General features: G+C 60.0%; 10 protein-coding genes and 2 pseudogenes. 4 read left to right on the top strand and 8 right to left on the bottom strand.

The annotated features are described in order from the left end of the window. Positions 1–132: 132 nt before the first annotated feature. Positions 133–462 carry a hypothetical protein gene (locus ABMA59_RS34435; protein WP_349009871.1) on the top strand — a complete coding sequence of 110 codons (330 nt, stop codon included), beginning with the start codon at positions 133–135 and terminating at the stop codon, positions 460–462. A 132-nt stretch (positions 463–594) separates the two neighbouring features. Here ABMA59_RS34435 and ABMA59_RS34430 read toward each other — a convergent pair whose 3' ends face one another. Then, positions 595–1,617, bottom strand: coding sequence for an AraC family transcriptional regulator (locus ABMA59_RS34430; RefSeq protein ID WP_349009870.1), 1,023 nt, complete (start codon positions 1,615–1,617; stop codon positions 595–597). A 629-nt stretch (positions 1,618–2,246) separates the two neighbouring features. Here ABMA59_RS34430 and ABMA59_RS34425 point away from each other — a divergent pair. Continuing rightward, positions 2,247–3,050, top strand: coding sequence for a COG3904 family protein (locus ABMA59_RS34425; protein WP_349009869.1), 804 nt, complete (start codon positions 2,247–2,249; stop codon positions 3,048–3,050). A 109-nt stretch (positions 3,051–3,159) separates the two neighbouring features. On the opposite strand, the pseudogene ABMA59_RS34420 reads toward ABMA59_RS34425, so the two are convergent. Continuing rightward, positions 3,160–3,893, bottom strand: a pseudogene (locus ABMA59_RS34420) (IS5 family transposase). A gap of 529 nt (positions 3,894–4,422) precedes the next feature. After that, positions 4,423–5,592 (bottom strand): serine hydrolase domain-containing protein, encoded by a 1,170-nt coding sequence (locus tag ABMA59_RS34415; protein ID WP_349009867.1) that lies wholly within the window; start codon positions 5,590–5,592, stop codon positions 4,423–4,425. 219 nt (positions 5,593–5,811) lie between these two features. Here ABMA59_RS34415 and ABMA59_RS37460 point away from each other — a divergent pair. Next, positions 5,812–6,626 (top strand): annotated as a pseudogene (locus ABMA59_RS37460) (IS5 family transposase). 429 nt (positions 6,627–7,055) lie between these two features. Here ABMA59_RS37460 and ABMA59_RS34400 read toward each other — a convergent pair. Genes ABMA59_RS34400 through ABMA59_RS34390 form a run of 3 tightly spaced genes read right to left on the bottom strand, consistent with a single transcriptional unit; the run spans position 7,056 to position 8,050 of the window. Next, positions 7,056–7,625, bottom strand: a complete 570-nt coding sequence (locus ABMA59_RS34400; RefSeq protein ID WP_349009866.1) for a calcium-binding protein — start codon at positions 7,623–7,625, stop codon at positions 7,056–7,058. Then, positions 7,586–7,891 carry a calcium-binding protein gene (locus tag ABMA59_RS34395; RefSeq protein WP_349009865.1) on the bottom strand — a complete coding sequence of 102 codons (306 nt, stop codon included), beginning with the start codon at positions 7,889–7,891 and terminating at the stop codon, positions 7,586–7,588. Before ABMA59_RS34395 ends, ABMA59_RS34400 begins: the two co-directional genes overlap by 40 nt. A gap of 18 nt (positions 7,892–7,909) precedes the next feature. Beyond that, positions 7,910–8,050, bottom strand: a complete 141-nt coding sequence (locus ABMA59_RS34390) for a hypothetical protein (RefSeq protein ID WP_349009864.1) — start codon at positions 8,048–8,050, stop codon at positions 7,910–7,912. A 145-nt stretch (positions 8,051–8,195) separates the two neighbouring features. On the opposite strand from ABMA59_RS34390, the gene ABMA59_RS34385 reads away from it, so the two are divergent. After that, positions 8,196–8,993 (top strand): inositol monophosphatase family protein, encoded by a 798-nt coding sequence (locus ABMA59_RS34385; RefSeq protein ID WP_349009863.1) that lies wholly within the window; start codon positions 8,196–8,198, stop codon positions 8,991–8,993. Between the two features lies 1 nt (position 8,994). Here the strand turns inward: ABMA59_RS34385 and ABMA59_RS34380 are convergent, their stop codons facing one another. Next, a complete protein-coding gene (locus ABMA59_RS34380; protein ID WP_349009862.1) occupies positions 8,995–10,071 on the bottom strand; it encodes an ABC transporter ATP-binding protein in 1,077 nt (358 codons plus the stop codon). Continuing rightward, entirely contained in the window at positions 10,071–12,353 is a 2,283-nt protein-coding gene (locus ABMA59_RS34375; RefSeq protein WP_349009861.1) for an ABC transporter permease, read from the bottom strand. Before ABMA59_RS34375 ends, ABMA59_RS34380 begins: the two co-directional genes overlap by 1 nt.

Genomic DNA, 12,353 nt, shown 5'->3' with positions numbered 1-12,353 from the left:
TAGTCCGGTTCGGCGCGAGATGTCGCGGATCGAAAGATGGTCTCGGTAGTGCCAGCGTCGGATGACGCTCAATAACTCCATGTCGATCACTCCGATGTCCCCCACACAATCCGTGTGGGAGGAGCTTCAAACATGGGTCAATTCTCGATGGAAAAACCTCCGTCGACTGGGTCACTTCTCAGTGGAAATCAACACGGCTGCGCCTTCCCCGTGCTGGTGGCATTGGCCGAGGGCCGGCTGTTGGTTGGCCGCTTTGCCCGCATAGGCGTCCACCAGGCATGGATATGGCGGGGCTCGAGGAAGGTGGCATCCATGCAATGGACCGAGATGCTGGCTAGACAACTGCGTGAGCACGGTGTTGTCGAAGAACCCATTCAAGCAATGCTTACGTGCAAACCTGACGATCTGATTAAATTCGACGCTGATGATCTAATTCGTTGGGGCGGCATACCATATGAGTAACGACGGCGATCAGTCACGAAGTGTTCAGCGTTGGGCGGACAAGCTGAATCTGATTGCGTAGATGTAGGGGTTGGTCTCTACATCCGTGGGAACTATAACAGGCAATCCGCGCTGTCGCGCCCTCGTCGTAACCTAAGCGTTGACAGAACGGCGGTAGGCTGAAGGGCTCGTTCCGAACCACCGTTTGCAAGCATGGCTCAGCGCGCTTGGATGTTGAAAGCCGACCGACCAGGCAATTTGGGAAACTTGCATTCCCGGCTCTTTGAGGTACCGGACAGTCAGGTCGCGGCGCAGGTCGTCAAGGATTTCCGCAAAAGTTAGCCCTTCGGCCGTCAGGCGGCGAGCGAAGGTCCTCTCGCTCAACCCCAGACGTTGGGCGACTACCTTAGCCCGTGCTTCGGCATGCGGCAGAAGCGGCGCGATCGCATTTTCGACGACCGAACGGAACGCGTGCACATGGGGAGTGCGGGACGCTATCGCCTCCTCGCAATTCTTCACCATCAACTCGTTGAGAAATGGGTCGGCACCCGCCAGGGCCAATTCCAGCGAGGAAGCACCGAGGCGGACTTCATCCACGTCGGCGCCAAACTGGACCTCGCAGCTGAACTTTCGTCGGACCTCGCGAAAGTCTCCTGATCGATGATGAACGAAAGAGACACCGACCGGTACGATCCGGTTCCCGACGAGCTGCCGGCACAGTCGCAAGATTACCAGCAACTGGAATTCGATCTGTTGCCTGTCCTTGTGCCGTGAAATCCCGACGTGAGACACGCTGACGCGACAAATCGGGCTGCCCTGCACACGCGCTACCAACGATTCATTGCCGACTCGGATATATCGTTCGACGCGCCGAAGTGCGTCACCAAGGGTCGGGGACGACGCCGCGACATAATAAACCATGCCCATCTCGCGCAGATCGAAGCTTTCGGCCAGCTTTAGCCCGAACCACTCGTCGCCGGTCGCATGTGATGCCAGCTCAAGAAAATCAATCTGCGAAGCGACACTCACGCGCTTGGGCTGCGCAAACGCCGTAAGGGCGAGGCCGGAGCGGAGAAGCAATGGTTCTGCTTCGATACCTTGGCGCTCCAGCTCAGCCAAAGCCAAACGACTTGCAAGCCCGGACGACGTTGGGACCTCAGAAATCTTCTGTAACATTGTACCGCCACGCCTGGATCAAGAACGGCTGCCACGTCAGACGGTTATTTCGGACCACTGAAATAAAAGTTCTGGCAGTCGAGCGCAAACCGCTTCCGTCGCAATCCTTAACATCGGCAACCGCCAGTGCGTCTCTGCACGGGAATCGGTCTCGCCTGGTCCTCAGGATCCCCCGTGGCAATAACCTGTCATCGCTCGGCTTGTGCCGTCGGTAGGCGTCGGCATTTATTGTCCGCGCTGCTACGATGCATTCCCTCCTGCGCCTGCTTGGTGGCGATGGCTCTTACGTTGACCTCGGCAAACATGAACACCATGGCCGCGCACAACTCGCGGTGGCCGAAAATAGCAAATATGTGGCGCGATCACGCAATAGACCGGGGTTTGCTTCCGTAACGGCAACTCCCACATGAAAGTCGTGAAAATCGGTCTAACGCCGACGTAGGGCAAACCGTACCCGCGGCTGCCCTTGTGGCGCCCGAACGCACCAAAATATCACCAAATATCAACGTGCCAACCAAGAATTGGTGGCAGCGTTCAGTGCGCGTTCCGCACCAGTGGAACTGCCTAGTACACGGAGAACCTTCGTGAAGAGCCTAGCGATCACCACAGCCGCTGCCCTGATAGCAGGCATGGCCGCATTTGGCTCTGCTGAGGCGGCAACCTTCGAGCCAATCGCCAGGGGCAAGTCGCTGGTGATGAGCGGCAAAGTCGTACCCGGCGACGTCTTCATGCTTGATGCCGCCGCGAGGGCGTCCTGTGATGCGCGCGGCTACTGCCCGGAACGGATATTCCTGAACTCACCTGGAGGCAACTTTGATGCCGGCATCGAGCTCGCCGAGTTTATTCGACGGTGGGGCATCCATACCGTCGTCGGCGAAACCGATGGGTGCGCCTCGATCTGTGTCGCGATCTTCGCGGCCGGATCGAACAAGGTAGCGTTCCCGACGTCGCGCATCGGTGTCCATTCCGCCTCCTTTGTCGACGCCTACACGGGCCAGAGTGGCGAAGCACTGGAAACCACCGTGCTTATCGCCCGCTACATGAAGCAGCTCGGCACGCCGGATACGGTGATTACCAAGATGATCCTGACCCCAGGCGACGACATAACGTGGCTCACCGCCAACGACTGGCCGGGGCTGGAGATCATCCACGCCGGATATGTCGCACCTGAGCAGCCGCAGACAACGGCCACGTCGGTGAGCATGACGTGCTCGGGTGAGAGAGGCCAGTACGTCGTTGTCTGGAGTGCCGCTGGAATGCAGGTCCGTGACCGTTTCTACGCGGTGACGGGATCGCATCGATCGCCGAAGACCGGCGCATGGGTAGCCAATGGCCCGACCAAATACGGCACCTACGCCGCGGTGTTCGGCGGTCCCAATCCGCGCATGCAGTTCTCAAATGGCAAGGAGTTGGTCACGGACCAGTGCTGGTGAAGTCGAAATCCGGATCGCAAAATAGGAGATTCTATGTGCAGCCAGTTTCCCCGCGATCTGCAGGATTGGATCGCCGCGGAATATCGTCGGGAGCGCCATCGTTGCGAGACTAGGTCTCGTGGACAAAGGGTAACCAAAGCTTGGCTGCTGCGATGGCGACGAAGCCAAGGTAGGATTCCATTGTCTTGTCGTATCTGGTGGCGACGCGGCGCCAGTTCTTGAGCTTGTTGAACAGCCGCTCGACCAGGTTTCGCCACTTGTATTTCTCAGCATCGTGTGGCGCGGGGTCCTTGCGGTTGCGCTTGGCCGGGATGACCGCCTCGATCTCGGCCTTCGCCAACGTCTCCCTGATGGCGTCGGCATCGTAGCCCTTGTCGGCCAGCAGCGCTTCGATCTTGCCGGCGATCATTCGCAGCAGCGGCGCGAAGCCTTTGATGTCATGCGCTTCTCCGCCCGTCACGACGAAGCCGAGCGGGCGGCCTCTGGCGTCGCAGCGGGCATGCAGCTTGGTGGTGAAGCCGCCGCGCGACCGACCAAGCGCCTCCGTCTGCTGAGTCCCCTTTTTATGCCGGCTGCGCAGTGATGCGCCCGGACAATCGTGCTGTCGATCATGTCGGCGGTACTATCTCGCTCGACCATTTCCGCCAGACTTTCCAGCATGGCATCGAACACGCCGGTTTCGACCCATCGCCGGTAGCGGCGGAACACGCTGTTCCACTTGCCGTACTCGTCGGGAAGATGTCGCCACTGCGCACCCGTGCGCCCCATCCACATCATGCCTTCGAAGTAGAGCCGGTTGTCTTGTGCCGGCCGACACCCGCGTCCGCGCTCAGGCGGCAGCAAAGGCCCGATCAGCGCCCATTCCTCGTCCGTCAGTCCAACGCGTTCGCCCAAGGCTCCCTCCAAAAAGAAGCCTTGAATCAAAACCGGATTCCTCAGTCAACGTTTGTCCACGAGCGCTAGCGGCAAGCGCGTTCAAGGATATAGCCAATTCCCCAGAGGATGCGAACGACCGGATAGTCTTCAACTCAGACACAGGTGCCCTGTATTACGATGCTGATGGTTCAGGATCTATGTTCGGCAACGTGAAGTTCGCAGTTTTAACCGGCTCGCCGACACTGACTGCGGCTGATTTGCTCGTAGTTTGAAACAGGACCGACGCGCTCGGCGTTTGTCGCAGGCAGCCCGAGGATCTGGGCGCTGGATTTCTGAGTTGTCGGTTGTCTCGCTCGGCCTTTACATGCCTGGTTCTATCGCAGCCCAGTGCCCTTCAAGCCTTCAAGCCTTCAAGCCACCAAAACGCATCGAGGGGGATTCTAAGGGACAAGCCCCTGACGTGCCCTATCCGGCAGACTAGACGGTTTTATCCACACTAGAGGGGCGCATCGGGCGCCAGGTATGACGCGATCTTTTTGAAGACGTCAGTGGAAAGATTGCCCTCCATCGATGCGCCAGCGTCCATCGTGACGGAGACGGCTAACGACATCCTGCCTTCCGGCAGGTATCCCATAGTTGCCGCGCAGCCTGCGAAGGAAGGGTTTTGCAGTATCCAACCGTTAATTAGGAAAACGCCTAAGCCGTAGTATGATGTTTCGGACCATGGTTTGAAGCCCGCGATCAACGGCGCGATTTGTTCCGCATGCGATTTTGGCGTGAGCAGTTCTCCCCCGCCAATTGCCTCTGCGCTTCGCACGACATCGCCAATGGTGGTCGTCATAATGGCGCCGTCAGCCAGCGTCCATGAAGGGTTCCAGAACGTCGATTCTTCATATCGGCCGCGTTCGGCGTCGAAGGCGTGAAGCACAGGCTCGGCGATAGCTGCCGTCTGTGTGCTGTGGGTGCCGGTCAATGACAACGGTTCGATGATCCGGGCGCGTATGAGCTCCCGCAGCGGTTGCCCCGTTGCCTTCTCCAGCACCGCGCCCAGAATTACAAAATTCGTATGTGCATAAGACCAACAGGCTCCCGGTTCACAGACAGCAGGCTGCTTCAGTCCGATCTCCACAAGTTCGTCCGGCCGCCATTGGCGGAAGGGATCCGCATAGAAATCCCTGATGAAACCGTCGTCGGTGACATAGTCGGCGTATCCGGACGTGCCGTTGATCAGCATCCGAAGCGTGACCTTGTCTGCGTTGGGGTATTTGGCGAACCACCGGGACAACGGATCATCAAGCCCTATCACGCCCTCGTCCCGTAACTGCAGAAGAATGGTGCCCATGTAGGCGATCGCTATCGCGCCGTTCCTGAATTTCATGTCAGGGGCGGCGGGGACACCCGTCATCGAGACGCCCTCGGCGAGCAAAACAGCGGGCGACCCATCAACGGAGAAACCGGCAAGGACTGCCTTCAACTTCAGCCTCGGCATGGCCTCCCTGACGATCGCCGTCACCTTGTCAGAAGCCTCATGCCGACTCACGCAGCCATCGGATGTCACGATCTTGTCATCGGGACATGTCGATGCGGCCACGCCATCGGTTGCCATCGTGCCACCCGCGGTCAAGCCCGCAAGCAAGCACAAATTGCGTACGACCTGCGCTTTCATGTTCCCTCCGGCACCTGATGGCACAGCCTACATGAGCTTGCCGTCGTATCCAACAGGGGGGTGCCTGGCGACTTCCGCATTGCGATCTTCTGCGACTTCGACGCACCAAGCCTGTAAACATTGAGAGGAAAGTCTGTTCCTGTCCCAGATGTCAGATGTCGGCTTCGCCCTCAGAGCTACCTAGCGCTCGTGGACAAACGTTGACTGAGGAATCCGGTTTTGATTCAAGGCTTCTTTTTGGAGGGAGCCTTGGGCGAACGCGTTGGACTGACGGACGAGGAATGGGCGCTGATCGGGCCTTTGCTGCCGCCTGAGCGCGGACGCGGGTGTCGGCCGGCACAAGACAACCGGCTCTACTTCGAAGGCATGATGTGGATGGGGCGCACGGGTGCGCAGTGGCGACATCTTCCCGACGAGTACGGCAAGTGGAACAGCGTGTTCCGCCGCTACCGGCGATGGGTCGAAACCGGCGTGTTCGATGCCATGCTGGAAAGTCTGGCGGAAATGGTCGAGCGAGATAGTACCGCCGACATGATCGACAGCACGATTGTCCGGGCGCATCACTGCGCAGCCGGCATAAAAAGGGGACTCAGCAGACGGAGGCGCTTGGTCGGTCGCGCGGCGGCTTCACCACCAAGCTGCATGCCCGCTGCGACGCCAGAGGCCGCCCGCTCGGCTTCGTCGTGACGGGCGGAGAAGCGCATGACATCAAAGGCTTCGCGCCGCTGCTGCGAATGATCGCCGGCAAGATCGAAGCGCTGCTGGCCGACAAGGGCTACGATGCCGACGCCATCAGGGAGACGTTGGCGAAGGCCGAGATCGAGGCGGTCATCCCGGCCAAGCGCAACCGCAAGGACCCCGCGCCATACGATGCTGAGAAATACAAGTGGCGAAACCTGGTCGAGCGGCTGTTCAACAAGCTCAAGAACTGGCGCCGCGTCGCCACCAGATACGACAAGACAAAGGAATCCTACCTTGGCTTCGTCGCCATCGCAGCAGCCAAGCTTTGGTTACCCTTTGTCCACGAGACCTAGATACGGCCTCTATCCGAACGAAGAAAGCATACCCTGAATCGCTCGCGGACGTATCATGCGTGCCGCAGGGAGAGAGCGACATCAAGTTTCCCTTTGTGTCGGTTGGATCAAAAGTCCAACTGCGCTGCAATGACAGCAAAGCCGAGCTGAGCCAGGATAGACGCCGTTTCATTCCGAACATTTCAGCAAAAACACCGGCAACTCACCCCCGGCGTTGCCAACATCTACAAGCTGCCCGAAGGTATCTGGTTGACCTCAGACAATTAGGAAGTCTGTATTTGTGATGCCGAGGCCGGCACCGACTATGGTGAACAAGGCTAATCCACCCGCGGCATTGCCGTTGATGTCATAAAAAAGTCTGCCAGTATCGGTCTCGTAGATGATGCGGTCGTTGGCGTCGACCGCCGCGCCGCTGGTATTGGCAGCGAACTACGCCGCAGTCAGCATGCCCAGCCCGGCAATGGCGTCGAAGATCGCACTGTCGAGCCTGATCGTGTCGTCGGCAACCTTGAAGTCAGTGATGGTGTCGGCATTGGTGGCGCCAAGCGGCGTGTCGAAGATGAAGGAGTCGTTGCCCGATCCGCCGGCCAACGTATCGCTTCCCGCCCGGCCGTTGATGTTGTCGTTGCCGGCGCCGCCGACCATCCGGTTCACGACCGAATTGCCTGTGAGGTTGTCGCCGAACCCGGACCCTGTCAGGCTCTCGATTGATGAGTAGGTGTCGCCGTCCGCCTCGCTGGTGTTTGTCGTGGCGTTCGTCAGGCTGGCCCTCACCCCCTTGGTTGCATTCTGATACGATGCGGTATCGGTGCCGGCGCCGCCAGAGAGGACGTCGGCGCCTTCGCCGCCGTTCAGCACGTCGTTGCCGTCCTGTCCGAATAGGTTATCGCTGCCGCCCAATCCGACGATAGCGTCGCTGCCCGCGCCGCCGATGATGCTGTTGGCGCCATTCGTGCCGGTCAGCTTGTCGCCGAAGGCAGAACCAGTGAGGTTTTCCACCCAGTTGTAGTATCTCCCTTGGCGTCGCCCATATTGCCGGTCGGGCTGGATAGGCTGGCGACCACGCCGGCCGCGGCGGTCTCATAGGTGGCGCGGTCGCTGCCGGCGCCGCCGGAGAGATCGTCGGCGCCAGCGCCGCCATTGAGCACGTCGTTGCCGTCATTGCCGAACAGATTGTCGCTGCCGGCCAGTCCGGACATCTTGTCGTCGCCAGCGCCGCCGAGCATGCTGTTGGTGCCGGCGGTGCCGGTCAGCATATCGGCCAAACCTGAACCCGTCAGGTTCTAAATGGAATTATAGGTGTCGCCCGCGGCCTCGCCGGTATTCTTAGCGACGTCGGAGAGATTGACGGTCATGCCGGATGCCGCGTTGGCATAGGTGGCCCTGTCGGAACCCGTGCCACCTGAGAGATAATCGCCGCCCAACGGCCTGGTTTTGCGCCGCCATTGACACGGCAGGAGACGGCCTGCAGCGTGTTCCCAGACGAGATGTATGGCAACGGCAATGCGTGTGGTAGTGACTGCTCGAATAGGCTCCCATCGGCGCTCGAATTATCTAAGGAGGAAACGCATGTCCGCATCGCTCGAGTCGCGTCGCGCTTTCGCCGAAGACTTGGCGAGGCGAGCGGGAGAACTCGGGCTTTCGTACTTCCGCAAGCTCGATACGTTGACCGTCGAGAGCAAAGGCCACCAAGACATGGTCTCGGAAGCCGATCGGGAGGTCGAGCTTTTCGTGCGCCGTGAACTCGCCACCTATTATCCCGATGACGGTGTGGTCGGCGAAGAGCACGCGCCGACCAAGGGTTCGTCCTATTTCACCTGGGTAATCGATCCCATCGACGGGACTGCGAATTTTGTTAGCGGCATCCCGGCATGGACAGTGGTCATCGCCTGCGTGGAGAAAGGGGTGACGGTGGTGGGCGTCATTCACGAGCCTTCCCTCGGAGAGACATTCGCTGCGCACAGAGGTGGCGGAGCCGCTCTCAATGGACGCCCCCTGCGCACAAGCAAAGCAACACGGTTGGACGTAGGTTCGCTCGGAACAGGCTTCAGCAACAGACGCGAAATGAAAAACATCGTCGGTCTAATCGACCAGTTGTTCGACGAGGGAGGCATCTTCTTTCGCAACGCCTCAGGTGCGCTGATGCTCGCCTACGTGGCTTCGGGTCGGCTTCTTGGCTACGTGGAAGAGCACATGAATGCCTGGGACTGCCTCGCGGGCATGCTTCTGATCGAAGAAGCTGGCGGCACGATCGTTCGTCCGGACCCGCAAACCGTCCTAGAGAGTGGAACTGTGGTCATCACGTCGTGCCCGGGCGTGTTCGAGCGCGTGCGGACGCTTTGTGGCCGGGCGTTTCAGGCGACCTGAACTACTCGCTGAGAAGCACAGGACCGCGCCCGGCAAATCCCAGGCCGACGGCCTGACCGGCCTCAACCGCTAGATCGACGTCGGACGTCACTGCGAACAGACTGCCGAGCGGCGTTCTCACCACAAGCTCGAGATGGCTGCCCACATAGGTCACCTTGTCCAGCGTCCCGAGCAAAATGTTGTCGCTTTCGGGCGAAGTGACTTGCACCCTGTTCGGGCGCACAGCCAGTCTGGCGCTTCCCTGAGCATGCCTCCTTGCGGGAATTTTTAGCCTGACCGGTCCGAGCTGGACGACGGCGATACCGCCTTCAACCGCAACAATCTCGCAGGGTAGGATGTTGGCCTCGCCGATGAAGTCTGCGACGAAGGCATTCGCAGGCTGATCATAGAGGTCGCGCGGGGTGCCATCCTGAGCGATCACCGCGTTGTTCATGACGATGATGCGGTCGGAAACTGCAAGCGCTTCCTCTTGGTCGTGGGTGACGTAGACGACGGTCAGAGCCAGCTTCTGCTGGATTTCCCTGATCTCCTCGCGGACATGCCGTCTGAGCTTGGCGTCTAGGTTGGAGAGTGGCTCGTCGAACAGCAGCACCTGCGGCTCCAGGACCAACGCACGCGCGACCGCAACGCGTTGCTGCTGTCCGCCCGACAGCTGGCTGGGCAGCCGATCGCCGAAACCCGAAAGCCCTACGAGATCGAGGCCGGCCTGTGCCTTCTCGCCGGCATCGCGCTTGTTGAAGCCCGAGAATTTCAGCCCATACTCGACGTTCTCGCGTACCGTCATGTGCGGGAAAAGCGCATAGGATTGGAACACCATCGAGACGTCTCGGTCTGTCGCCGGCAAGCGTGTGACATCGCTGCCCCCGATGAGAATCTGGCCGCGTGTTGCCAGCTCCAGCCCTGCAATCATCCTCAGCGTGGTGGTCTTGCCGCAGCCAGAAGGTCCGAGGAGGGTGACCAGCTTTCCGGCTTCGATGAACAGAGAGACGTTGTTCACCGCAGGAACGGTGCTCTTGCCATAAACCTTCGTGACGTTTCGAAACTCGACCGAAGCCGCGTTGCTCTTGATCTCCGCCACTAGCCGCCTCCTGAAATCGCAGTCTGAGGACGCACCGTCGCCTGGCTGACATTCGTTCGCGATTGCGACAGATCGCCCTCGATGCCGCGACGGCCGATACGACGACTGCCGACCAGCAACTGCATGATGCCGATGACCGCGAGCATGACGAAGATCAGCACCGCCGAGTAGGCGATCGCTATGCCATACTCGTTGTTCTCCACGCGGCCGACGATGTAGCTCGTCGACATGTCGTATTGGGCGCTGACAAGGAAGATGATGGCGCTGATCGCCGTCATGGCGCGCACGAAAGAATAGACGAGCGCGGCCAGAATTGCCGGCTTCAAAAGCGGCAGAATGATCCGGCGGAACGTCTGCCACGAATTCGCGCCGAGCGTCAGCGACGACTCGTCGAGGCTTCGGTCTATCTGCGACATCGAGGCGACGCCAGCCCGCACGCCGACGGGCATGTTGCGAAAAATGAAGGACAGCACGAGGATGATGCCGGTGCCGGTGAGTTCGATCGGCGGAACGTTGAAGGCAACCACATAGGATACGCCGATCACCGTTCCGGGAATGGCGAAGGACAGCATAGTTCCGAACTCGAACGCTTCCTTACCGGCAAAGCTTTGCCGAACTAACAGATAGGCCGTCAGCAGCCCTATTGCTGCCGTCAGTGGTGCGGAGATCACCGCGATCTGCATGGTTGTCCAGAACGAACTCCACGCAGCGCCGCGCCAATGAATGCCGAAATCATTCCAGCCGACCGCGAACGACTTCACATAGTGATCGAACGTCAGGGAGAAATCGACGCCCCATAGTTTGACGAAGCTGCCGTAGAAGATGGTCACGTAGATGAGCAGCGTGAACAGCGTCCAGAACGCAGCGATCGTGTAGACCGTGTTGCGCAGCGCTGCGGGCAGGTGCGGATGGACGCCCGCATCCCCCTTGCCGGAGACGGTCGTGTAGGACTTTCGCCCGAGCCAGAAGCGCTGCGCATAGAACGCGCCAAGCGTGAAACCCAGAAGCACAAGGGCCAGGATTGCTGCTTGCGCCTGATCGTATTGCGCGCCGACGATCGCGAAGAATATCTCGGTCGACAGCACGTCGAAATTGCCCCCGAGCACGAGGGGATTGCCAAAATCCGCCATGCTTTCGATGAAACCGAGCAGGAAGGCGTTGGCCAGACCAGGCCGCATCAGCGGCAGCGTGACGGTCCTGAACGTCTGCCAGCGGCTGGCGCGCAGGGTCTGGGCCGCCTCCTCCATCGATGGGCTGATGCCTTCAACAACGCCGATCATCACGAGAAAGGCAATCGGCGTGAACGCCAGCACTTGCGCGATGAACAGCCCGGGGAGCCCGTAAATCCACCGCGACGGGGAGATGCCAAGTACTGCGTCGAGTCCTTGGGTGATCGCGCCCGACAAGCCGAACAGCAGAATGATGGCGAGGCCGATGACGAAAGGCGGTGTGATGATGGGCAGCACCGTCAGGGCGCGAAGCAGCGCGCCATATCGAAACCCGGTGCGAGTCACCACCAGTGCGAAGACAAGGCCCAATGCCGTCGTTGCGACGCCGACCAGGATTGCTAAAAACAGCGAGTTCCACGCGACACCACATCGCGGCCCCCCGAGCAGGCAGGAAATCCCCCATAGCCGGTCGCTGGAGAGCTTGGAGGCAAATGTTCCGGCGGAATAGCCGCCATCCTGAGTGACGAACGCGCTCGCGAGCATCTGAAGGATCGGCATGAAAATGAAGATGCCGACGACGGCTATGACAAAACCGATCGAGCCCGCGACGAACTCGTCGCCGCCGACGGCGCCGAGTGCCGCGCAGCCGGCCGTGAACAGAAACAGGAAGGCTCCGGCGACGAGCAGTGCGCCCCAACCCATCCCGAACTGGCGATCATCGAGATCGCCAAACAGCGCGGTCGCGATTTCCCAGTTCCAGCCCTTGAGGCCGATCGCGAAACCTTGGAGCAGCGCGTAGCCGAAGCCGAACGCGCCAAGCGCGATCAGAATCGGTCCGAAGGCAGGGTCGGCTTTTCGCCGACCCCACAACAGGAACGAGCCCAGCAGAAGAAGTCCGATGGGCGCGAGCCACAGTTTCTGGCCCTGCAAATTAAGGAAGAGGGCTGGTGCCACGTCATCGTCAAACGGGTAGCCGTCGAACAACCATCTCAATGTGAAGATGTTGTCGTCCATGCCGTACCAGGGAACCACGGCATAGCCCAGCAATCCGACCACGACCCAAAGGGCGATGGTCGGATGCAGCGAAAAGTACGCCTGTGTGGCGCGTCGCAT

This window comes from Mesorhizobium yinganensis, assembly GCF_040081985.1.
GTDB lineage: Bacteria > Pseudomonadota > Alphaproteobacteria > Rhizobiales > Rhizobiaceae > Kumtagia > Kumtagia yinganensis.
The sequence above is the reverse complement of the archived record's forward strand: the minus strand, read 5'-3'. Positions and strand labels throughout refer to the sequence as shown.